The following is a 23,218-nucleotide window of genomic DNA, read 5'->3' on the forward strand; positions in this document are numbered from 1 at the left end:
CCCCTTTTGGAAGCGGCCCTTGCATCCTAAACGCTGGCCGGTGTGGCCGCAGCGATCAGGCTTGTGCTTCGCGCGAAGCGCGCTTGCGATCGTGCTCCTTCAGGTGACGCTTGCGCAGACGCACGCTCTTGGGCGTGATCTCGACCAGTTCGTCGTCGTCGATGAAGTCGACACCGTATTCCAGGGTCAGGTCGATCGGGGGCGTGATCTTGATGGCGTCTTCCTTGCCCGACACGCGGAAGTTGGTCAGCTGCTTGGTGCGCGTGGCGTTGACCACCAGGTCGTTGTCGCGGCTGTGGATGCCGACGATCATGCCCTCGTACACCGGGTCGTTCGGCTTGACGAACATGCGGCCGCGGTCGTCCAGCTTGCCCAGGGCGTAGGTGAAGATTTCACCGTCGTCCATCGAGATCAGCACGCCGTTCTTGCGGCCACCGATCTCACCCTTGTGGGCTTCATAGCCGTCGAAGATCGACGAGATCAGGCCCGAACCACGGGTCAGGTTCATGAACTCGTTGCTGAAACCGATCAGGCCACGGGCCGGGATGCGGTATTCCAGGCGCACACGGCCATGGCCGTCCGGCTCCATGTTGATCATTTCGCCCTTGCGCAGGCCCAGGGCCTGCATCACGCCGCCTTGGTGGATTTCTTCCACGTCGGCGGTGACCAGCTCCATCGGCTCGCTCTTCACACCGTCGATGTCCTTGAACATCACGCGGGGCTTGGACACGGCCAGTTCGTAGCCTTCACGGCGCATGTTTTCCAGCAGGATGGTCAGGTGCAGTTCGCCGCGACCGCATACCTCGAAGATGCCGTCTTCGTCGGTTTCCTTCACGCGCAGGGCCACGTTGTGCTGCAGTTCCTTTTGCAGGCGGTCCCAGATCTGGCGCGAGGTCACGAACTTGCCTTCGCGGCCAGCCAGTGGCGAGGTGTTCACGCAGAAGTTCATGGTCAGGGTGGGCTCGTCCACCTTGAGCATGGGCAGCGGGGCCGGGTTGGCCGGATCGGTCACGGTCACGCCGATGCCGATTTCTTCGATGCCGTTGATCAGCACGATTTCACCGGGGCCGGCTTCGGTCACTTGCACGCGGTCCAGACCCTGGAAGGTCAGCACCTGGTTGATGCGGCCCTTGACGGTCTTGCCGCCGGGGCCTTCCATCACGACCACATCTTGGCCGGGCTTGGCACGGCCCTGGCTGATGCGGCCCACGCCGATGCGGCCCACGAAGGTGGAGAAGTCCAGCGCCGAGATCTGCAGCTGCAGCGGGGCGTTGGGGTCACCCTTTTGCGGCGGCACGTGCTTGAGGATGGTGTTGAACAGGGCCGACATGTCGGGGCCCCACTGGGCACCCGGCTCGCCTTCTTCCAGCGAGGTCCAGCCGTTGATGCCCGAGGCGTACACCACAGGGAAGTCCAGCTGCTCGTCGGTGGCGCCCAGCTTGTCGAACAGGTCGAAAGCGGCGTTGATCACGGCGTCGGGCTTGGCACCGGGCTTGTCCACCTTGTTGACCACCACGATGGGTTTGAGGCCCAGGGCCAGGGCCTTCTTGGTCACGAAGCGCGTTTGCGGCATCGGGCCTTCTTGCGCGTCGATCAGCAGCACCACGCCGTCGACCATCGACAGGGCGCGTTCGACTTCACCACCGAAGTCCGCGTGGCCCGGGGTGTCGACGATGTTGATGTGGGTGCCTTCCCAGCTCACGGCGCAGTTCTTGGCCAGGATGGTGATGCCGCGCTCACGTTCGATGGCGTTGTTGTCCATCACGGTGTCGACGACCTTTTCGTGGTCGGCGAAGGTGCCGCTCTGGCGCAGCAGTTGGTCCACCATGGTCGTCTTGCCATGGTCCACGTGGGCGATGATCGCGATGTTGCGGATTTGGGTGCTCATGAAAGGCTCTTTGCGTGAAGACTTCGATTCGGAATGCGGGGCTGGCAGGCTGGCTCAGGGCAGAAGGATCTGGCTCTGCACCTCGGCCGGGCTCAGCAGCCTCGACGGGATCAGTTCACCGGCCGTGACATGCGCACTGCCGAGGAAGATCCGCGGGCGTTGCTCGCGGGTCAGGGTCGGGTTGGGGCCATACACACGCATGGCCAGGGCATCGGGCAGCTCCAGACGGCGGCGCATGCCTGACAGGAAACGGCCGGCATCTTCGTGCGACAGCAGCACGTCGGGCCAGTCGGACACCAGCACGTCCACCGGGCAGATCAGCGCATCGCGCTCGGCCTCGGTCATGGCCTGCAACGCCTCCAGCGTGACCGCCTGGCCAATGGCCACCGGGCCACAGGCCGTGCGGCGCAAGGCCGTGAGGTGGGCGCCGCAGCCCAGGTGGCGGCCGATGTCTTCGGCCAGCGTGCGGATGTAGGTGCCCTTCGAGCAACGCACATCGATCACCAAGGTCTCATTTTGCCAGCTCAGGATGTCAAGCTGGTGAATGGTGATGCGGCGCGGCTCGCGGGCGATCTCGATGCCCTGGCGGGCGTATTCGTACAGCGCCTTGCCCTCGTGCTTGAGCGCCGAGTGCATGGGTGGCACCTGGTCGATCGGGCCCAGGAAGGCGGCGCAGGCGGCTTCCACGGCCTCACGGGTCAGGTTCACGGGCACATCGGTCACCACCTGGCCTTCGAGGTCACCGGTGGTGGTGGTCTGGCCCAGACGCAGGGTGGCGGTGTAGCGCTTGTCGGAATCGAGCGAAACTTGCGAGAACTTGGTGGCAGCGCCCAAACACAGAGGCAGCAGGCCGGTGGCCAGCGGGTCGAGCGTGCCGGTGTGGCCAGCCTTTTCGGCGCGGAACAGGCGCTTGACCTTCTGCAAAGCGTCGTTGCTGGACAGGCCCAGCGGCTTGTCGAGCAGCACCACACCGTGCAAGGCGCGGCGCGGCAGTTTCACCCGCACCGGCTTGTCGGCTTCGGGGGTGATGACAGACTCAGGAACGCTCACGGCTGACATCACTCACTCGTCTTTGGCCTTGTCGGCCACGGCGCGGCTGATCAACTGCGACATCTCGGACGCGCGCTCGGTGGTGCGGTCGAAATGGAAATGCAGCGTCGGCACGGTGTGGATCTGCAGGCGCTTGAACAGGCTGTTGCGCAGGAAGCCCGCAGACTCGTTCAGGCCGTCTTCGCAGTCTTGCGGGTTGCCGATCAGCACCGAGAAAAACACCTTGGCATGGGCGTAGTCGGGCGTGACCTCGACCGCGCTGATGGTGACCATGCCGATGCGGGGGTCTTTGAGCGAACGGATCAGTTCGGCCACATCGCGCTGGATCTGGTCGGCAACCCGGTTGCTTCGATTGGGGGTGGAGCGTTTATGGCGCATGGTGAATTCCATCCTGTGCGGTGGGGCCCCTCTCTCAAGCACAAACCCCGCCTGGGCCTCAGGCGGGGTTGCGGGGGGAGAAGCCCGGCTCGCTTTTTACAGGGTGCGGGCCACTTCCTTGATTTCGAAGAACTCGAGGATGTCGCCTTCCTTGATGTCGTTGTAGCCCTTGATGTTGAGACCACACTCGAAGCCCTCGCGGACTTCCTTGGCATCGTCCTTGAAGCGCTTGAGGCCTTCGAGTTCGCCGGTGTAGATGACGACGTTCTCGCGCAGCAAGCGCAGCTTGGCGTTGCGACGGACCACACCACTGGTGACCATGGAGCCACCGATCGTGCCGATCTTCGAGGCAATGAAGACCTGACGGATTTCGGCGGTGCCGATGATCTCTTCGCGCTGCTCGGGGGCCAGCATGCCGCCCATGGCTGCCTTCACATCATCGACCGCGTCGTAAATGATGTTGTAGTAGCGCAGGTCGACACCGTTGTGGTCGGCCACCTTGCGGGCGTTGGCGTCCGCACGGGTGTTGAAGCCGATGACCACGGCCTTCGAAGCGATGGCCAGGTTGACGTCCGACTCGGAGATGCCACCCACGGCGGCGTGCACGATCTGCACACGCACTTCGTCGGTCGACAGCTTGAGCAGCGAAGCAGCCAGGGCTTCTTGCGAGCCTTGCACGTCGGCCTTGATGATGATCGGCAGGCTTTGAACCTCGCCTTGACCCATCTGCTCGAACACGCTTTCCAGCTTGGCGGCCTGGCGCTTGTTCAGCGTCACTTCGCGGTACTTGCCCTGGCGGAAGGTGGCGATTTCACGGGCGCGACGTTCGTCGGACAGCACCATGAACTCATCACCGGCCGACGGCACTTCCGTCAGACCCTGGATTTCCACGGGAATGGACGGGCCTGCCTCGGTGGCCGGCTTGCCGTCTTCGTCCAGCATGGCGCGCACGCGGCCGAAGGAAGCGCCCGCCAGCACGACGTCGCCGCGCTTGAGGGTGCCCGACTGCACCAGCACGGTCGCCACAGGGCCGCGGCCCTTGTCCAGACGCGCTTCGATCACCAGGCCCTTGGCCTGCGATTCGATCGGGGCGGTCAGCTCCAGCACTTCGGCTTGCAGCAGCACGTTTTCCAGCAGGGCATCGATGCCCTCGCCGGTCTTGGCCGACACCGGGCAGAACGGTGCGTCACCGCCGTAGGCTTCGGGCACCACTTGCTCGGACACCAGCTCGGTGGTCACGCGCTCGAGGTTGGTACCCGGCTTGTCGATCTTGTTGATCGCGACCACGATGGGCACGCCAGCGGCCTTCGCGTGGTGGATGGCTTCCTTGGTCTGGGGCATGACGCCGTCGTCAGCCGCCACCACCAGGATGACGATGTCGGTGGCCTTGGCGCCGCGAGCACGCATGGCCGTGAAGGCCTCGTGACCCGGAGTGTCCAGGAAGGTGATCATGCCGCGCGGGGTGTCCACGTGGTAGGCGCCGATGTGCTGCGTGATGCCACCAGCTTCGCCAGCGGCCACACGGCTGCGGCGGATGTAGTCCAGCAGCGAGGTCTTGCCGTGGTCGACGTGGCCCATGACGGTGACCACGGGTGCACGAGGCATGGCCGTGGCGGCCTGGTCTTCGTGTTCTTCTTCCAGGAAGGCATCCGGATCGTCCAGCTTGGCTGCGAATGCCTTGTGGCCCATTTCTTCCACCACGATCATGGCGGTTTCCTGGTCCAGGTGCTGGTTGATGGTGACCATCTGGCCAAGCTTCATCATCTGCTTGATGACTTCGGTGGCCTTGACCGACATCTTGTGGGCCAGGTCGGACACCGAGATGGTCTCGGGGATGTGAACCTCGATGATCTGGGGTTCGGTCGGCGCCACGAAGTTGGAGCCACTGTCACGGTCACCGCGACGACCGCCCTTGCCACCCGGGGCTTTCCAGCCACCGCGTGCATTGTTCAAAGAGTCGCCACGGCCCTTGGAGGGAGCGCCACGGGGCTTCTTGTCATCATTGGCCCAGGAAGACGACAGCTTCTCGGACTTGACCGACTTCTTGTCGCCTGGCTTGGCGGCGCCCGGAGCGGCCGGTGCGGCAGCACCGGGGGCACCCTTGGGCTTGTGGATGGTGCCCTTGATGCCTTCCTTGGCACCAGCGGCCGCAGCCGGGGCTGCAGGTTCGGGCTTCTTGGCAGTCAGCACCTTTTTGGGTGCGGCCATCATGGCGCGGATGGCTGCCGCTTCGGCCTCGGCGGCCTTGCGGCGGCGCTCCAGATCTGACAGGCGCTTTTGTTCCTCGGCTTCCACGTCTGCAGCCTTGACCACGCGCACGGCCGGGGCAGGTGCAGCCGGGGCAACGGGGGCGGTGGGCGCAGCGGCTGCAGCCACCACGGGCGCATCGGCCACAGGTGCGGGTGCCACCGGCTCGGCCGGTGCAGCCGCAGCGGCTTCTGCAGCGGCCTTCGCGTCGGCGCGGGCCTGCTTGGCAGCGCGCGCTGCCGCATTGATGGCTTCGGCTTCCGCGCGGGCTGCGGCCTGGGCGGCAGCGCGGCGGGCTGCAGCCTCTGCCTGGGCAGCGGCGGCATCGGCCGCGGGGGCATTGGCAGCGGCAGCTTCGGCCTTGGCCGCTTCTTCGGAGGCACGCACAGCGGCCTCGTGGGCTGCGGCTTCGGCCTTGGCGGCCTCTTCGCGGGCACGGGCGGCCGCTTCGGCGGCTTCGCGGTCGGCTCGCTCCTGTGCTTCACGCTGGCGGCGCTGTTCGGCCAGAGCCTCCTCCTGGCGGCGCAGCTCTTCGGCCTGGGCGCGAACCTCTTCCTCGCGGCGGGCCAGGTCGGCGGCTTCGGCCGCGGCTTGAGCCTCACCACCGTCGTCACTCACGTCATCGCGCTTGACGAACACTCGCTTCTTCTTGACCTCGACCTGGATGGTGCGGGCTTTGCCAGAGGCGTCAGCCTGCTTGATTTCGGTGGAGGTCTTGCGGGTCAGCGTGATCTTCTTGCGGTCAGCGCCATGGGTGCCATGGGCCGAACGCAGGTGATCGAGCAAGCGTTCCTTGTCGGCTTCCGTGAGCACGTCATCCGGGGCGCGCTTGGGCACGCCTGCCGATTGAAGCTGCTCCAGCAGTGTCGCAGCCGGGCGATTGAGCTCCGCGGCGAATTGTGCGACGGTGGTCACGGCCATTGTGTTAATCCTTGCGATGCGGGTAGCGAGTAAGAGGTCGGTTCGTTGGCGGTGTCAGAAAGCCATCAGTTGACAAACCAGTGTTCACGGGCCTTGAGGATCAGGGCCTTGGCGGCGTCGGACGAAATGTCGGTGAGTTCCACCAGTTCGTCGACGGCCAGGTCGGCCAGATCATCGCGGGTGTGGATGCCACCCTCGGCCAGTTTGGCGATCAGCTCAGGCGTCAGACCATCGAGGTCCTTGAGGTTCTCCGACAGGGCTTCAACCTCTTCTTCCTTGGCGATTTCCATGGTCAGCAGAGCGTCCTTGGCGCGGTTGCGCAGCTCATTGACCGTGTCTTCGTCGAAGGACTCGATCTCCAGCATTTCCTGCAGCGGCACATAGGCCACTTCTTCCAGGCTGGTGAACCCCTCGGCGATCAGGATGTCGGCGACTTCTTCGTCGACATCGAGTTTTTCAACGAACAGCTTGCGGATGCTGTCGCTTTCGACCGCTTGCTTCTGGGCAGACTCTTCGGCGGTCATGATGTTGATGCGCCAGCCGGTCAGGTCGGAGGCCAGGCGCACGTTCTGGCCACCACGGCCGATGGCGATGGCCAGGTTTTCCTCGTCGACCACCACGTCCATGCCGTGCTGCTCTTCGTCCACGAAGATGGACTGCACGTTGGCAGGGGCCAGGGCACCAATCACGAACTGGGCGGGGTCTTCCGACCACAGCACGATGTCGACGCGCTCGCCGGCCAGTTCGTTGGTGACGGCGGTGACGCGCGAACCGCGCACACCCACGCAGGTGCCGATCGGATCGACACGCTTGTCATGAGACTGCACGGCGATCTTGGCGCGCGAGCCCGGGTCACGGGCGCAGCTCTTGATGTCGAGCAAGCCTTGCTCGATTTCGGGCACTTCCTGGCGGAACAGCTCGACCATGAAGTCAGGCGACGAACGCGACAGCATGATCTGCGGGCCACGGGCAGCGGTGTCGATGCCGGCCAGGAAAGCACGCACGCGGTCACCGGTGCGCAGGTTTTCCTTGGGGATCATTTCGCCACGCTTGAGGCGGCCTTCGACACGGCCCGACTCGACGATGATGTCGCCCTTGTCCAGGCGCTTGACGGTGCCGACGAAGATCTTTTCGCCGCGGGCCAGGAAGTCGTTCAGCAACTGCTCACGCTCGGCATCACGGATCTTCTGCAGGATGACCTGCTTGGCTGCCTGAGCGCCGATGCGACCGATGGGCACGGATTCGATCGACTCTTCGATGAAATCGCCCACCTCGATGTCGGCGATGCGGTCCAGCGCATCGGACAGCATTTCTTCGGCCTCAGGGTTCTGCAGGCCGGCCTCATCGGGCACGACGACCCAACGGCGGAAGGTTTCATATTCGCCGGTGTCGCGGTTGATGGACACGCGAATGTCCACTTCACCTGAATAAAGCTTTTTGGTGGCCGAGGCCAGCGCAGATTCGACAGCACCGAACACCACATCACGCTCGACGCTCTTTTCGCGCGAGATGGCATCCACCAACAACAACAGTTCACGGTTCATTTGTTTTGATCTCCGAGTTCCTGAGCCTCATCGACAGCAGCTTGGTCATCACCGGCTGCGGGCCGGCGACCGCGTCCTTTGAAGTCGACCACGGGCACCAGACAGGCCTCGCGCACTTCATCGAACGTGAATCCGAGGGCCTGCTCGACGGCCTTCTTGCCTTCCCCGACCTTGTAGACAAGCTGCCAGCTGGGCTCGGCACCTTCCACACCTTCGGGGGCGGGCACGCTCTCGAGCACGCCTTTGTATTTTTTGCGGCCCTGAAAGGCCAGCTTCAACGTGATCTCGACTTCCTGCCCCGCGAACCGCGCGTATTGCTCGGGCGTTTTCAGCGGGCGATCGAGCCCCGGCGAGGACACCTCGAGCCGGGCGTAATCGACGTTGGCCACTTCCAGCGTGTACTGCAGCTGGCGGGTGACCTTCTCACAATCTTCGACGGTGACGAACTCGCCGGGCTGGTCGTAGACGCCTTCCGGCAGCCGATCGATGTAGACACGCAGAAGACCCTGGGCACTGCGCTCGCAGTCCACGACCTCGTAACCCAGACCGGTCACTGTTTCTTCAACGCGCTTGAGCCAGCTCATCCAGTTCCATCACCTTTCAGCGCCCCGCAGGGCTGAGCCAAACCACACCTCTGATCAGCACACACTGCACCGCCTGAGCGATGGGCCATGTGCACCACGACCAAAAGGCGAATGATTTCGCCAATGCAAAAAAAATGGGCTGGATTGCTCCGCCCATGCGAGAGTGCCGAGGAGCTGACAGGGTGCAGGCCATCAAGGAACGCACCCCTTCGTTCAGGACTGCGCCGAGGCGCCGCTATGAACAGCTCTTCGAACCAACGCAGCATTTTACCCTGAGGAACGCGCCCCGGCAAGCGCCGTGCAGACAATTTGATGCATCAGGGCGTGCTCATGCCAGAATCCCGCCCTGCCGGCGCCCACGACAGCCCGGCACCGGGCCTTGCCGGCGCACGATCTGCCGCCGTGTTCAGGCCCATCCCTGTTGACCCTGTTTTGTTGCACTGGAGACCCCATGGGCTTTCTCGCTGGCAAGCGCCTGCTGATCACCGGACTGCTGTCCAACCGTTCCATCGCCTACGGCATCGCCAAGGCGTGCCACCGCGAGGGTGCCGAACTGGCCTTCAGCTACGTGGGCGAGCGCTTCAAGGACCGCATCACCGAGTTTGCGAAGGAGTTCAATTCCGAATTGATCTTCGACTGCGACGTGGGCAGTGACGAACAGATCGACGCCATGTTCGCCGACCTGAGCAAGGCCTGGCCGCAGTTCGACGGCTTCGTGCACTCCATCGGTTTTGCGCCGCGTGAAGCGATTGCCGGAGATTTCTTGGAAGGCCTGTCGCGCGAATCGTTCCGCATCGCCCATGACATCTCGGCCTACAGCTTCCCGGCCATGGCCAAAGCCGCCCTGCCCTACCTGCGCGAGCGCTCGGCCCTGCTGACGCTGTCGTACCTGGGCGCCGAGCGCATCGTGCCGGCTTACAACACCATGGGCCTGGCCAAGGCCTCGCTCGAAGCCAGCGTGCGCTACACCGCCGCCAGCCTGGGCCCCAAGGGCATCCGCGTCAACGGCATTTCGGCCGGGCCGATCAAGACACTGGCCGCTTCGGGCATCAAGGGTTTCGGCAAGATCCTGAGCGTGGTGGAAGAAAACGCCCCGCTGCGCCGCAACGTCACCATCGAAGACGTGGGCAACGTGGCCGCTTTCATGCTGTCCGACCTGGCCGCAGGCGTGAGCGCTGAAATCACCTATGTGGACGGCGGCTTCAACAAGGTGATGGGTGGCCTCGACGAGGCCTGAACCCCAGGAACACCCCGTGGCGCCAGGGGCAGACAGCCCGGGCGCGCGCGCGTTAGAATAGTGGGCTGCGCGTGCACCTTGCCCGCAACGCACGCCCCCAGGACGCCACAGGACACCCCTGTGGCCTGAGGCGTGCGGCCACGCGAGGCAGCGCACGTGATGCCTGTGCTTGTGGTCCGGCTGGAACGCCGGCTGGCAAGTCGGGTGCTTGTTTTGTTTGTTTGTCTTGTGGTGACAGCCCCTCCGATGGGCTGGCAGGGCTGTAAAGGTTCGCTGGCCAAAGGGCCGGCAAGGATGCAAGGTTTCTCAGATGGCCAAAGAAGAACTGATCGAGATGCAAGGGGTGGTCAACGAAGTGCTGCCCGATTCGCGTTTTCGCGTCACGCTGGACAACGGGCACCAGCTGGTGGCTTACACCTCCGGCAAGATGAAAAAGCACCACATCCGCATCCTGGCCGGCGACAAGGTCAGCCTCGAGCTGTCGCCCTACGACCTGAACAAGGGCCGCATCACGTTCCGCCACATCGAAACACGCGGCCCGGTGGGCGAAAACCGCCGCCGCTGAGCCAGCGTGCCCGGTGTGGAGGCCGCTCACTGAGCGCTTTCCCGCTGCCGCCACGCCGCGGGCGTGAGCCCTGTGTGGCGCTTGAACAGCCGACCGAACGCCACCCGGTCGGTGTACCCCACCTCCGAGGCCACGGCCTCCACCGACAGGCGCCCTTGCGCCAGCAAATCCATGGCAGTGTCCAGCCGCACGGCCTGTTGATACGCCATGGGCGTCATGTTCAGTGCCGCCTGAAAGCGCCGCTGCAGCGTCCGCACCGTGAGGTGCGCGCTGTCGGCCAAGGCATGCAGACTCAAAGTTTCTGCATGACGTGCCTCGATCAGACGCTGCACCTGCGCCACCACGTCATCCTGGTGCCTGCGCCCTGCGCCTGGCGGAGTGAAGCGCGACTGCGGTCCACGGCTGACATCGGTCACCAGCAAACGAGACACAGCCTGCACGACAGCTCGCCCAGCCAGGGCTTCCAGGGCCGCCAGACAGCCATCGATGGCCGCCAGGGAGCCGCCTGAGCAGATCACCTCACCGTCGATCACCAGATTGGCCTGCGGATCAACTTGCACCTGTGGGTAGCGCCGCGCCAGCCCGTCGGCCAGCGCCCAGTGCGTTGTGGCCCGCCGCCCGTCAAGGCGCCCAGCAGCTGCCAGCAAGTAGGCCCCTGAGCACAGCGACGCCAAGCGTGTGCGTGCCGGCAGGGCCGCCAGCGCCGCCACCAGTTGGGGAGATGCCTTCACCGCCTGTGGTCCCTGGTCCCACAAGGACGGAACCACCACCAGGTCGGCACCGGCCAGGCATGCAGGGCCGCCATCGACGGCCAGCTGCCCGTCGGCATGCTGCACCGCCCGCCCGTCTTCGCTGACACGGCACACCTCGAAGCGATGCGGCTGCCCCGCATGGTTGGCCATGCGGAACACATCGACCACCAGAGCCACGCTGGCCAGGCTGTGCTGGGGACAGATCAGCACCGCCACGCGGTGCGCAGAGACCAGGGGGGCGCACTTGTCCATTTCAGCATCATTTTTGTCATTTGCGACAATGGCATTGTCCGGGCCACTTCCCAAGAATGCAAGGTGGGCGCTGTTGCCCTGGCTTCATCGGTCGACCACCCTGCCCCATGCGCATCATTTTTCACCACTACAAAGAATCGCCCTACGCCGAGAAGATCCGCACCCTGCTCGGCCACAAGCAGATGCACTGGTGCTCGGTGACGGTGCCGCGCGTGGCTCCCAAGCCGGATCTGGCCGCTCTGACGGGTGGCTACCGCAAGGTGCCCGTGCTGCAACTGGGCGCAGACGTGGTCTGCGACACCCGGCTGATCGCACACGAAATCGAAGCCCTGACACCCCTGCCCTCTCTGGCCGTGCTCCCAGGCAACCTCGGCAACGTGCTGGAGAGCTGGGTGGACCAGCACCTGTTCGGCCGCGTGGTGGCCTTCACTTTCGGCAGCCTGGCCGATTTCCTGCCCGATGAACTCCTGGCCGACCGCGCCGCATTGCGCGGGGCCCCGCTGGACCGCACGGCCCTCAAGGCTGCCGTGCCGCTGGCCACCCAGGAACTGCACGCCCAGATGACGTGGCTGGAACATGCTCTGGCCGACCGCCCCTTCTTCAATGGCCCGCACCCCGCTTGCGGTGACTTCACGCTGTACGCCACCCTGTGGTTTGCGGCCAATGGGCGCTTCGACTTCAGCGCCTACCCGCGCCTGACCACCTGGATGCATCTGATGAAGGCCTTCGGCCATGGCACCAGCACGCCCATGACGGCGGCAGAGGCCCTGGAGGAGGCCAAGACCAGCGAGCCACGCGCGCTCCCCGACAGCTCGGCAGACAGCCTGGCGGCCTGCGGCCTTCGGCTTGGGCAACAGGTGCGCATCACGCCGGAACTGCTGGGTCACGGCACCGACGTGGTGGGCGAACTGATGACCCTGAACACCGAACGCACTGTCGTGCGCCACCACCACGAACATTGCGGCACGGTGCATGTGCACCTGCCCCGCCTGGGCTACCGCGTGTGCGCCGCCTGACCCCGCAGCCGCGCTCCAACCGTCGCTCAGCTTTTGCACCTTTGCCATGCGCAACACCATGCCCTTCACTCTCTACACCTTCGCGATGTCGCACTACAGCGAGAAGATTCGCTGGACCCTGGACACCGCCGGCGTGCCTTACCAAGAATCGGTGATGACACCGGTGTTCCACATGCTGCCGGCCCTGCGCATGGGCCGTCGCGGCCAGACCACCCTGCCCGTGCTGGAAGGTCGAGGCCAGCGTGTACAGGACAGCCCCCGCATCCTGGACTGGCTGAACCGAGAAGGGTTGCTCAGCGACCTGATTCCCAACGCCCATGTGGCCGAGGTGCGCGCCATCGAAGACCGCTTCAATCGCATCGGCAAAGACGTCGCTCGCCTGCTGTACGCACGCAGTTTCGGGAAGGCCGACGAACACATCGTGCGCCTGTGGGTGGAACACGCCTCGCCCCTTCAGGCGGCTGTGATCAAGGCCTTCTACCCGGTAATCCGCTGGGGCTTTCGCCGCAAGCTCAACATCACCGAAGCCGCCGCGCGTCGCGCCGAACAACGCATCGGGCAGGAGGTGGCCTGGCTGGAGAGCCGACTGACCGATGGCCGCACCTACCTGGTGGGTGAACAGCTCACAGTGGCCGACATCACGGCAGCCTCGTTGCTGGCACCGATCGCCTGCCCCACTGAACACCCGGTGTATGGCGACTCAGCATTCCGCGAGGCCATGACGGAGGCCACGGCGCCGTGGCGCCACAGCGCGGCCATGGCCTGGGTGCGTGCGATGTACCAGCATCGCCGAGGTGCCATGCAGGGTGGCGTGAACCTGATGCGCCAGGCGGCCTGAACTAGTTCACATCTTGGGCCTGAGCGTGGCCTGCCCCTGGGTCAAACCCCGAGACGTTTCTCATCGGTGGCCCTTTGCAGGGTAGGCCGTCACGCGCACAATGGTCTGGCAGTTCCCGTGTTCCACCACCGCTTCCCGAGGGGAGTTGCCATGCACACCACCGAACTCAAGGCCTTGCTGCGACGCGTCCAGCACGAACTCGACCAGATGCCCGACGTCGATCCTTCCCTCCAAGGGCAGCTGTCGGCCCTGGAAGAATCGATCCACTCGGCGCTGCGCAGGGTCACGCCGCTGGATGCAGAAGATGCACTGCACGACCCGGCACTGGCCATTGAAGCCCGCCTGGAGGCTGACCATCCGATGCTGGTGCACAGCATGCGCCAGATGATGGACAGCCTGGGCAAGATGGGGATCTGACCCCACCGCGCTCAACGCGGCGGCCGAGGCACCGCCGCCAGCAGACTCTGCGTGTAGGCCTGCGCGGGTGATTCGAGCACCTGAACGGCAGGCCCCTGCTCGACGATGACGCCGCCCTTCATCACGGCCACCTGGTCGGCCAGGTAGCTGACCACGCCCATGTTGTGGGTGATGAACACCATGGCCAGGCCCAGTTGCTGCTGCAGCTCGCGCAGCAGGTTCAGGATCTGCGCCTGCACCGACACATCAAGAGCCGAAGTGGGCTCGTCGCACACCAGCACCGAGGGCTCGACGGCCAGCGCACGCGCAATGGCCAGGCGCTGACGCTGCCCGCCTGAAAACTCGTGCGGGAAACGCGGCAAGGCGTCGGCGCGCAGGCCGACCTGGTCCATCAGTTGCCGAATGCGGGCCAGGCGCTGCTCGGACGACCACTCGGGCCGCAGGATGCACAGCCCCTCTTCGAGGATGTCCTGCACGCGCATGCGCGGGTTGAGCGACGCAAACGGGTCCTGAAACACCATCTGCACGGCCTGTCGGGCGCGGTGCAAGGCAGGCCCCTGGAGGCTGAACAGGTCTTGCCGCTGGCCCGCATGGTGCCACCAGGCCTGGCCCGACACCTCGATCTGGGGCTGCCCTCGCAGCAACTGCATGATGGCGCGGCCCGTGGTGGTCTTGCCGCAGCCCGACTCGCCCACCAGGGCCAGGGTCTCGCCCGCATGCAAGGCAAAGCCCACGTCGCGCACGGCCTGCATGCGGTGCGGCGGCCTGAACCAGGCACCACCCGACAAAAAGGTGACACTCAGCGCTTCGACCTGCAGCACGGGTGTGCGCTCGGGCGAAGCGGGGTCGCGCACCACGGGCTGATGCACGGGCTGATGCACGGGCTGATGCACGAGCTGATGCACAGGCTGGGCCGGCTGGCCTTCCAGCCGAAAGCCCGTGTCGGCCGTGAGCGGGTGGAAACAACGCACCTTGTGACCGCTGCCCTGCAGCTGCGGCACCTGCTGGTGGCACCCGGGTTGGGCCTGTGCACAGCGAGGCGCAAAGCGACAGCCGTCAAAGCGCTGCCACAAGGGCGGCACCGTACCGCCGATGGCCACCAGCGGCTGCCCTTTGCGGGCTGCATCGGGCAATGCCTGCAGCAGCAGGCTGGCGTAGGGGTGGCGCGGCGCGGCGAAGAACGCGTCGGCCGGGGCCTCTTCCACGATCTGCCCGGCGTACATCAGGGCCACGCGGTGCGCCATGTGGGCCACCACGCCCAGGTCGTGGGTGATGAGCAGCAGGCCCAGCTGACGCTCCTGCTGCAGCGCGCGCAACAGATCGAGCACCTGCTTCTGGATGGTCACGTCCAGCGCGGTGGTGGGTTCGTCGGCAATGAGGTAGTCGGGCTCGGCCGCCAAGGTCATGGCGATCATGACGCGCTGCTTCTGCCCCCCGCTCATTTCAAAAGGGTAGCTGTCGATGCGGCGCTCAGGCTCGGGGATGCCCACGCGCTGCAACCATTCGATGGCTTTTCGACGGGCGGCTTCGCCGCGCAGTGCCGTGTGCGTTTCGATGGCCTCGACGATCTGGTCGCCCACCCGCATGACCGGGTTCAGGCTGGTGGCCGGCTCCTGGAAGATGATGCCCACCCGCCCGCCACGCACGCGGCGCATGCCGGACTCGGGCAGGTCGAGCAGCGACTCGGCCGAGCCACCGGGCGCCTGCAAGGTGACGCGCCCCGCCACCACGGCACCGTTGTCGGGCAGCAGGCGCATCAGGGCCAGGGCCGTCATGCTCTTGCCGCAACCTGATTCGCCCACCAGGGCATAGGTTTCGCCCCGCGCAAGCGTCAGGCTGAGGCCATCGAGGGCGCGCACCACCCCGGCATCGGCGTCGAGCGCCACTCGCACATCGTCAAGCTCAAGCATGTTGCCTCCGGCTGGAACGGACACGGTAGGTGCGGTGCACGCGGGCACGGGGGTCGAAGGCATCGCGCACGGCATCGGCCAGCAGGTTGGCGGCCAGGACGATGGCCACCATGAACACGAAAGCTGCCGCGAACGACCACCACACCACCGGGTCGCGCGACATCTCGCCCCGGGCCTGGTTGATCAGGCCACCAAAGCTGTTCATGGACGGGTCAACGCCCACGCCCACATACGACAGCACCGCCTCGTAGAGAATGAGGCTGGAGAACTCGAGCACGGTGGTGATGAGCACCAAGTGCATCACATTGGGCAAGATGTGCTGGCGCATGATGCGCCACGGCCCTGCCCCGAAGGCACGCGCCGCCTGCACATAGTCCAGCTCGCGCAGCTTCAGGGTTTCGGCGCGCAGCAGACGGCACAGGCCGGCCCAGCCGGTCACGCCCAGGATCACGCACAGCATGAAGATCTTGAGGTCGGCGCGCTCCAACCCGGTCTCGAACAGCTCGGGGTGCTTGTCCAGGAACACCTGCATCATCAGCACGCAGGCAGCGATCAGCAGGATGTTGGGCACCGAACTCAGCGCGGTGTAGACGTACTGGATCACGTCATCGACCCAGCCCTTGAAGTAGCCGGCGGCAATGCCGAAGACCAGGGCCAGCGGCAGGGTGGCCACGGTGGCCAGCGAGCCGATCACGAAGGCGGTGCGGATGCTCTTGAGCACCTGGTAAAGCACGTCATTGCCGGTGCGGTCGGTGCCCAGCACGTGGTAGCCGGCCGACAGGCTGATGCCTGCGCCCACCAGCACGCCCAGGGCCAGCACCGTCCACGCGGCCGCTCGCCAGGCAGGCGGGTTCGGGTGTGCGGCCGCTTCAGGCAGTGTGGCCAGGGCCTGTCGGTGGGCCTGGGCGCGGCGCAGCAACCAGGCGGCCATCAGGCCGGCCGGCAAGGCCCCGAGCAAGGCGCCCACAGCCAGGCGCTTGAGCACGTCAGGACCCCATTGCGCGGCCGGGTCGGCCAGGTGCGCACCGCCATGCTTGAGCCGCGGGAACTCGCGCGGGGGCAGCATGGGCACGCCGTGCGCGTCCAACCGGGGCTTCTCGCCAGCCTTGGGCGGGATGGTCTCCTTCACGAAACCATGCGTGGCCAGCGGCGCCGAGTAGCTCTTTTCGCGGCTGTCGATCAAAGGCTTGAGGGCCACGTCGAGCAGCGATTCGGTCCGGGTGTCGTAGGCCACGCCCGTGTCGCCCGGCGTGGGCGGCAAGGCCCGCCTGAAGTGGAGGCTGTCAACCAGCGTGATGAGCAGAAAGGCCACCAGCAGCACGCTGGACGCCATGGCCGCCGGGCTGGCAAACACCTTGGCCCAGGTGGCGCGCAAGGCGGTGTCACGGCGCACATGGCGCACGTACCAGGCCAGGCTGAGCAGCATCAGCCACATGACCACATCGGTCCACAAGATGACAGGTTTCATGGCGATCATTGCAGGCGCACCCGTGGGTCGGCCCAGGTGTAGGCCACGTCGATCAGGATGTTCGACAGGATGTAGAGCACCGAGCCCAGGAAGACCATGGTGCGCACGATGGCGAAATCCTGGCTGCCGATGGCCTCGATCATGTAGGCCCCCAGCCCCGGGATGCCGAAGAAGCTTTCGGTGATCAGGCCGCCCATGAACAGATACGGCAGCGTGCCGCCCGCGCTGGTGATGATGGGCAGCATGGCGTTGCGCAGCACATGCCGGCCGAGTACCACCGATTCACTCAGGCCTTTGGCACGGGCCGTGCGCACGTAGTCCTTGCCGGCTTCTTCCAGGAACAGGGTGCGGTAAAAGCGCGCCTGCCCGGCCAGGCTGGCCACCAGCATCAGGCCGACGGGCAGCACCAGAAAACGCAGGGCATCGAAGCCCGGCGCATAACCCGAGATGGGCGCCAGGTGCGCCTGCCGCGAGAACAGGAACTGCCCCACGATGATGTAGAACAGGCTGCTGATCGACATCATGACCACGCACACCACCACGCCCCAGAAGTCCATGGGGGTGCCTCTGAACATGACCAGCCACAGCGCCAGCGTGACGCTGGCCAGCAGCCCCAGCAGGAAGATGGGCACCGTCAGCTGCAGGCTGATGCCCATGCGGCGCTTGACCTGGTGACCGATGTCGCCCCCGCTGTCATTGTCGGCCCGACCGAAATCGAAGGCGAACAGCGAGACCGAGCGGTCCCAGAAGACGGTGTCGGTGAGCTTGTCGGTGCCCGGCGCCTCGGCGTTGTAAAGCAGAGGCTTGTCGTAGCCCCGCTCGACCTTCCACTTCTCGATCTGCTCGGGCGTGACGCGTTTGCCGCCAATGTTCAGGCGGGCCATGTCGTCGGGCGTGTTCACGGCGAAGAACAGCACGAAGGTGATGAGGTTGACGCCCAGCAGGATCAGGAATCCGTAGCCCAGGCGCCGCAGGATGTAGGCAAACATGGTGTGTGAACCCTTCGGCGGTGCGCGTCAGTCGGCCAGGCCCCGCTGGCGGGCCTGGTCTCGGGCGGTGTGCTGCTCGCGGCCGCGGAACACCTTGCGGGCGCCCCAGGCCATGGCCAGCAGCACCACGGCCAGCACGGCCAGCGGCCAGTACACGGGGCGGTTCCAATCGGCCAGGCTGCGCACGCGGTCGGCGGTGTCGAGGCGGTAATACTGGGCCTGGTCACGCACCATGATGCTGGGCTTGCCGTTGTGCACCCAGCGGTGGTAGGCCCCCGAGGCATACGGGAAGTAGCCCCAGGACCAGGGTGCGTCTTCCTGCAGGATGGCCACCATGCGGTCGATCACGGCCTGCTTCTCGGGGCCATCGCCCATGAAGCGCAACTGGCTGTACAGGCGGTCGTATTCGGCGTTCTGGTAGTTGGCCGCGTTTTCGCCGTCGTGCACCGACTTGGCCCCGGGGCCGTACAGCAGGAACAGGAAGTTCTCGGCATCGGGGTAGTCGGCCAGCCAGCCCCAGGTGAAGATCTGGTGCTTGCCGCGCCGCACCTTGTCCTGGAACTGGTTGTAGTCGGTGGCCCGAATCTCAAGCTGGATGCCCAGCTTGGCGAACTGCTTGGTCATCCAGTCGAGGTTGGCCTTCGATTCGGGCGTGGCCGGGCTGCCCACGTCGTAGTTCAGCACCAGGGGCTTGCCGCTGCGGGCATCACGCCCATTGGGGTAGCCCGCCTCGGCCAGCAGGCGTTGGGCATCGTCGATGGGTCGGCGCTGGGCGCGGCCATCGACCCAGCGGTGCGTGGTGGGGTTCAAGCCTTCTTTGGTGCCGTGGCGCGAGCCGAACACGCCGCCCGGCAGAGGGCCCTGAGCGACTTCACCCGCGGCCTTGGGGAAGATGCGGTTGAACTCGTCCCAGTCGATGGCAATGGACAAGGCCTGGCGCAGCTTGCGGTTGCGCACCCGCTGCTCGGGCGTGTCGCCCTTGCCAACCACCGGGTCCAGCCAGTTGAAGCCCATGTAGCTGCTGGACAGATCGACCGTGCGGGGCAGCAGGATGCCCTTGCGGGTGAACTCGGCGTTCACGCGGGCCGAGTCTTCCATCTGGATGCGGTAGGCATTGCCGTAGCTCATCTGGTCGAACTCGGGCACATCGAGGTAGCCCTGGCGGAACTTGGCGTCCTGCGGCACGGCTTCCTTCTCGATGTTGAACACCAGCTGGTCTATGAACGGTGTGGGCTTGCCGCAATCGGCGAGACGACCTTCGGCCTTGTCCTGCGGCATGCCTTCACAGGGGTAAGGCTCGCCACGGTAGTTCGGGTTGCGACTGAGCACATGACGGCGGTCCTGAACGTACTCGGTCATCATGTAGGGGCCCGTGCCGACCGGCCAGGTGTTGAGCGACAGCCCGTTGGCGGCCATGCCGGGTTGGGCATAGAAGGCATCGGCCTCCCAGGGCACCGGGGCCAGGAAGGTCATGGCCATCCAGTACGACCACTGCGGGTACTTGCCCTTGATGCGCAGCTTCAGGGTGTATTTGCCTTCGGCCTGCGCCCCTGCCAAGGGCCAGCGGCGGAAATCGAGGAAGGGCTTGTCGCGCACGGTAGGCGGCAGGCCCTCGCGCAGCTTCTTGTCTTCGGCCCGAACGAGCTTGCCATAGTCGGCCAGGCCCACCACGTATTCGGCAAACAGGCCGAACACCGGGGCGGCCGTGCGGGTGGTGGCCTGGCGCTTGATGGCGTACACGTAGTCGTCGGCCACCAGTTCGCGCGTGCCGGTGTGCTCGAACTGCCAGGGTGAGCGGCGCTCTCCCAGCTCACCCGGCTTCATGGCGTGGTAGAGGTACTGCCCCAGGTCATTGCGCGCAAACGCCGGGTGCGGGGCATACCGGATGCCCGGCTTGAGCTGCAGCACGTAATGGCTTTCGGCGATCTGATCGGCCGGCGCGTCAGGCGGCAGCGGGCGCCCGGCCTTGTCCACGTACTGCGGCTGCACCACGGCCTGGGCCGTTTTGGGCACCAGGGTGTAGGGGCGCTTGAGGTAGTGGTAGCCATACAGCGGCTCGTACACCTGGTAGGTGTACGGCGTTTCATTGCTGCTGTACGACGAGGTCGGGTCGAGGTAACGCGGCGAACGACTGTTGAAGGCCGTGTACAGCGTGTTCTCGGCGGCGGCGCCGTCCGGGTAGGGGCTGTTGTTGCAGGCGCTCAGCAGCAGGCTGGCCACTGACACCAGGGCCAGCAGAAGGAGGCGAGGAAGCGTGGCGTGCATGCCCTGATTGTGGGGGCGAAGCAGGCCGACTTCTGCAAGCCCTTGCTCACCAGAGGACCAAGGCGTCGCGTCCTTGCACCACCAGCTGGGCGCGGCGGCCCACGGGCAGGCACACCTTGGTGGGCACGTGCCCGAACGGCAGGCCAGTCAGGATGGGCACAGGGCACACCGAGCGCAGGTGCTCGATGGCGGCTTTCAGGGTGTACCCACGGTCCAGTGGTGATTTCTTGTAAGCCGTGAAGGCGCCCAGCACGACAGCCTTCTGCTGAGCCAGCACGCCGGCCTGATGCAACTGCAGCAAGGTGCGTTCGATGCGGTAGGGGTGCTCGTTGACATCTTCCAGGTACAGGATGCCGCCCTTGACCTTGGGGAAATGCGGCGTGCCCAGCAGGGCCTGCACCACGGCCAGGTTGCCACCCCACAGGCGGCCCTGAACTTCCAGACCATCGAAAGCCGCTTCGGTGCGAAAGCCCACGGCTTCCAGCAGGCCGGTCATGGCCTCCACGAAGATCTCCTGGGTGACATCGTCACCGCCTTCGGGGCTGTCGTCTCGGCCGAAATCGTCACAGGCCATGGGGCCAGCCCAGAAGCCGGCACGCACACCCTCGCCCACCTTGTCGGGGCCTGCGGCCTTGTGCGCCAGCGCGCCCAGATGCAGCGCCGTCACGTCGCTGTAGCCCACCCAGGCGGTGCCCTGCTCGACGCTGCGGGCCATCACGGGCCAGTCGATGCGGTCGAGCAGGCGGCTCAGGCCGTAGCCTCCCCGGGTGGCCAGGGCCACACCAGGCGCCAGCTGCGCAACGCGATGCAGAGCGGCCAGGCGGGTGTCGTCGTCACCGGCAAAACGCTGGTGCTTGGCCAGGGCCGATTCGTCAATGGCGACATCGGCAAAACCCAGGGCCTTCAGGCGCCTGGCCGCCCGCCGGACCGGGGCAGCCTTCAACACCACCCCCGCAGGGCTGTGAATCAGCAGGCTGGGCATGGTCGGATGATCGCTCGGCGCGATGGAGAGAGCGTCGGGTGTGTGTGGCATGTTCTTGGCGGGCATGGGCGTGATTCTGGCCGATGCAGTGCCCCACCTCGGTCCGTTTGACCACTGCCCTCACGCGATTTCCTCAGAAGCTCATCTCAATAAATTTGTTTATCAAATAAAGAGTCGCATTCAAAATGCAGCAATAACATAAAGAGACCTGCCATGAACTTCCAGCAATTGCGCTCTGTGCGAGAGGCCGTGCGCCGCGGCTTCAACCTGACCGAGGTGGCCAACGCCCTCCACACCTCACAACCCGGGGTGAGCCGCCAGATCAGAGAGCTGGAAGACGAACTGGGCATCGAACTGTTTGTGCGGGCCGGCAAACGGCTGACCGGCATGACCGAGCCCGGAGTGCAGGTATTGCCCATCATCGAACGGTTGCTGGCCGACGCCGACAACCTGCGCAATGCAGCCAAGGATTTCTCGGAACATGGCGCGGGCCCCCTGTCGATCGCTGCCACCCACTCGCAAGCCCGGTACGCGCTGCCTTCGGCCGTGCGCGACTTCCGGCAGTTGTACCCCCAGGTCACGCTGAGCCTGCACCAGGGCTCGCCACGGCAGGTGGCCGACATGCTGCTCAAGGGCGAAGCCGATGTGGGCATTGCCACCGAGGCCCTGGCGCAGTACGACCAGCTGGTCACCCTGCCCTGCTACCGCTGGACCCACTCGGTGGTGGTGCCGTCCGACCACCCGCTGCTCGACGGTGAACCGCTGACCCTGCAGCGCCTGGCACGCTTCCCGCTGATCACCTATGAAACCGGCTACACCGGTCGCTCGCACATCGACGAAGCGTTCGCGCGCGAAGGTCTGGCGCCGTCCATCGTGCTCAGCGCCATGGACGCCGACGTGATCAAGACCTATGTGGAACTGGGAATGGGTGTGGGCATCGTGGCGTCGATCGCTTACGACGAAGACCGAGACCGCCACCTGCGCGCGCTCGACGCCGGCCACCTGTTCGAGGTGAACATGACCCGTCTGGCCTTCCGCCGTGGCGCCTTCCTGCGCAGCTATGTGTACGCGTTCATCGAAACCTTCGCGCCACCGCTGACCCGCAAAGTGGTCGAAATGGCTGCCAATTCGGACCCGGGCGACCACTTCGACATCTGACCTCAGGCTGGCAGCGCCGCCAGGCTGGCCGCCGCACCCGGCGCTCCCTCCGGCCGGATCAGACCCACGCGGTCGTACATGTCGTGGACGATCCAGGCGGTGCTTTCTGCCACCTCCTGTGCCTGCAGGCTGCTGTCGTCGAACAGCATTTCGATCATGGCGTAAACCAGTTCGGTCGACATGCGCACCATGGTGCGCACTGCCTCCGACTGCGCGTCGGGGTAGAGGTGCATGAGCGCCTGGTGCACCTCCCGCGTGACGGTGGCATGCGAATCGATGCGCACCGACTGCAACGTGGGCACGGCGCGCAAAGCGCGCATGATCCACACCCCGCCGGGCATCTTCCGGGTCACATCGAAGGTGGCCATGAACAACTTGACCATGGCCGGCTGCAAGTGCTGCGCAGGTTGCGTGAAGGCTTCAGGGGGCAAGCATTCCTCCACCAGCACGTTCTGAGCGTTCATCAGGCGAATGCCCAGTTCATGCAACAAGGCGTACTTGTTGGGGAAATAGCGGTAGAGCGCCGTGGGCGCAAGCCCGGCTTTCTGGCACACCAGGTTGGTGGACAGCCGCTCCACCCCTTCGTCGGCGAGTACCTGCGCGGTCACGCGCAAGATGCGCTCATAGGTCTCCTGCGACCGCTTCTGCTCAGGCGCTCGCTTGATGCCCAGATCCGGCACACGCAGGGAGTTCGGATCCAACAACCGATCGGAACGTGAAAAAGTCATGAAATTCAGTCTAGCAGGCGCCCCCGCCG

Annotated in this window: 19 protein-coding genes; 6 read left to right on the plus strand and 13 right to left on the minus strand. The window is 65.4% G+C overall.

Going from position 1 to position 23,218, the window contains the following annotated elements; genetic code table 11:
- Nucleotides 1-55: 55 nt before the first annotated feature.
- The 6 genes from typA to rimP all read right to left on the minus strand — a co-directional run bounded on the left by typA (nucleotide 56) and on the right by rimP (nucleotide 8,612).
- Entirely contained in the window at nucleotides 56-1,888 is a 1,833-nt protein-coding gene (gene typA, locus EYS42_RS00465) for a translational GTPase TypA (protein ID WP_130965913.1), read from the minus strand.
- Between the two features lie 54 nt (nucleotides 1,889-1,942).
- The gene (gene truB, locus EYS42_RS00470) at nucleotides 1,943-2,938 is read right to left on the minus strand and encodes a tRNA pseudouridine(55) synthase TruB (protein ID WP_245503445.1); all 996 of its coding nucleotides are present in this window, start codon (nucleotides 2,936-2,938) and stop codon (nucleotides 1,943-1,945) included.
- Between the two features lie 12 nt (nucleotides 2,939-2,950).
- Entirely contained in the window at nucleotides 2,951-3,316 is a 366-nt protein-coding gene (rbfA, locus tag EYS42_RS00475; RefSeq protein ID WP_130965915.1) for a 30S ribosome-binding factor RbfA, read from the minus strand.
- Nucleotides 3,317-3,412: 96 nt separating this feature from the next.
- On the minus strand, nucleotides 3,413-6,484 hold the full coding sequence (infB, locus tag EYS42_RS00480; RefSeq protein ID WP_130965916.1) for a translation initiation factor IF-2: 3,072 nt from the start codon (nucleotides 6,482-6,484) through the stop codon (nucleotides 3,413-3,415).
- A 65-nt stretch (nucleotides 6,485-6,549) separates the two neighbouring features.
- Nucleotides 6,550-8,028, minus strand: a complete 1,479-nt coding sequence (gene nusA / locus EYS42_RS00485; protein WP_130965917.1) for a transcription termination factor NusA — start codon at nucleotides 8,026-8,028, stop codon at nucleotides 6,550-6,552.
- Nucleotides 8,025-8,612 carry a ribosome maturation factor RimP gene (gene rimP / locus EYS42_RS00490; RefSeq protein ID WP_130965918.1) on the minus strand — a complete coding sequence of 196 codons (588 nt, stop codon included), beginning with the start codon at nucleotides 8,610-8,612 and terminating at the stop codon, nucleotides 8,025-8,027. Before rimP ends, nusA begins: the two co-directional genes overlap by 4 nt.
- 451 nt (nucleotides 8,613-9,063) lie before the next feature.
- On the opposite strand from rimP, the gene fabI reads away from it, so the two are divergent.
- Both fabI and infA read left to right on the plus strand, forming a co-directional pair.
- Complete coding sequence (fabI, locus tag EYS42_RS00495) at nucleotides 9,064-9,849, plus strand: enoyl-ACP reductase FabI (RefSeq protein ID WP_130965919.1); 786 nt, start codon at nucleotides 9,064-9,066, stop codon at nucleotides 9,847-9,849.
- Between the two features lie 310 nt (nucleotides 9,850-10,159).
- Nucleotides 10,160-10,414 (plus strand): translation initiation factor IF-1, encoded by a 255-nt coding sequence (gene infA / locus EYS42_RS00500; RefSeq protein ID WP_130965920.1) that lies wholly within the window; start codon nucleotides 10,160-10,162, stop codon nucleotides 10,412-10,414.
- A 26-nt stretch (nucleotides 10,415-10,440) separates the two neighbouring features.
- On the opposite strand, the gene EYS42_RS00505 is transcribed toward infA, so the two are convergent.
- Nucleotides 10,441-11,418: a GlxA family transcriptional regulator gene (locus EYS42_RS00505; protein WP_130965921.1), complete on the minus strand. Its 978-nt coding sequence runs from the start codon at nucleotides 11,416-11,418 to the stop codon at nucleotides 10,441-10,443.
- A 107-nt stretch (nucleotides 11,419-11,525) separates the two neighbouring features.
- On the opposite strand from EYS42_RS00505, the gene EYS42_RS00510 reads away from it, so the two are divergent.
- From EYS42_RS00510 to EYS42_RS00520, 3 genes are all read left to right on the plus strand, one after another.
- Entirely contained in the window at nucleotides 11,526-12,434 is a 909-nt protein-coding gene (locus EYS42_RS00510; RefSeq protein ID WP_165456588.1) for a glutathione S-transferase family protein, read from the plus strand.
- Nucleotides 12,435-12,492: 58 nt separating this feature from the next.
- The gene (locus EYS42_RS00515) at nucleotides 12,493-13,272 is read left to right on the plus strand and encodes a glutathione S-transferase family protein (protein WP_165456589.1); all 780 of its coding nucleotides are present in this window, start codon (nucleotides 12,493-12,495) and stop codon (nucleotides 13,270-13,272) included.
- Between the two features lie 150 nt (nucleotides 13,273-13,422).
- Complete coding sequence (locus tag EYS42_RS00520; protein ID WP_130965924.1) at nucleotides 13,423-13,689, plus strand: DUF4404 family protein; 267 nt, start codon at nucleotides 13,423-13,425, stop codon at nucleotides 13,687-13,689.
- A gap of 11 nt (nucleotides 13,690-13,700) precedes the next feature.
- Here the strand turns inward: EYS42_RS00520 and EYS42_RS00525 are convergent, their stop codons facing one another.
- From EYS42_RS00525 to EYS42_RS00545, 5 genes are read right to left on the minus strand one after another with little or no spacing between them, the layout of a single operon-like run.
- The gene (locus EYS42_RS00525) at nucleotides 13,701-15,599 is read right to left on the minus strand and encodes an ABC transporter ATP-binding protein (RefSeq protein ID WP_130965925.1); all 1,899 of its coding nucleotides are present in this window, start codon (nucleotides 15,597-15,599) and stop codon (nucleotides 13,701-13,703) included.
- A complete protein-coding gene (locus EYS42_RS00530) occupies nucleotides 15,592-17,067 on the minus strand; it encodes an ABC transporter permease (RefSeq protein ID WP_425358849.1) in 1,476 nt (491 codons plus the stop codon). The genes EYS42_RS00525 and EYS42_RS00530 overlap by 8 nt, the downstream gene beginning before the upstream one ends.
- Before the next feature lie 5 nt (nucleotides 17,068-17,072).
- Nucleotides 17,073-18,056: an ABC transporter permease gene (locus tag EYS42_RS00535; protein ID WP_130965927.1), complete on the minus strand. Its 984-nt coding sequence runs from the start codon at nucleotides 18,054-18,056 to the stop codon at nucleotides 17,073-17,075.
- A 27-nt stretch (nucleotides 18,057-18,083) separates the two neighbouring features.
- Nucleotides 18,084-20,321 (minus strand): ABC transporter substrate-binding protein, encoded by a 2,238-nt coding sequence (locus EYS42_RS00540; protein ID WP_130965928.1) that lies wholly within the window; start codon nucleotides 20,319-20,321, stop codon nucleotides 18,084-18,086.
- A 46-nt stretch (nucleotides 20,322-20,367) separates the two neighbouring features.
- Nucleotides 20,368-21,354 (minus strand): LD-carboxypeptidase, encoded by a 987-nt coding sequence (locus tag EYS42_RS00545; RefSeq protein ID WP_425358856.1) that lies wholly within the window; start codon nucleotides 21,352-21,354, stop codon nucleotides 20,368-20,370.
- Between the two features lie 162 nt (nucleotides 21,355-21,516).
- Here EYS42_RS00545 and EYS42_RS00550 point away from each other — a divergent pair, with 162 nt between their 5' ends.
- Entirely contained in the window at nucleotides 21,517-22,461 is a 945-nt protein-coding gene (locus tag EYS42_RS00550) for a CysB family HTH-type transcriptional regulator (protein ID WP_130965930.1), read from the plus strand.
- Between the two features lie 2 nt (nucleotides 22,462-22,463).
- On the opposite strand, the gene EYS42_RS00555 is transcribed toward EYS42_RS00550, so the two are convergent.
- On the minus strand, nucleotides 22,464-23,189 hold the full coding sequence (locus EYS42_RS00555; protein ID WP_130965931.1) for a TetR/AcrR family transcriptional regulator: 726 nt from the start codon (nucleotides 23,187-23,189) through the stop codon (nucleotides 22,464-22,466).
- Between the last annotated feature and the right edge of the window lie 29 nt (nucleotides 23,190-23,218).

This window comes from Aquabacterium lacunae, from assembly GCF_004310865.1.
Lineage (GTDB): Bacteria > Pseudomonadota > Gammaproteobacteria > Burkholderiales > Burkholderiaceae_C > Aquabacterium > Aquabacterium lacunae.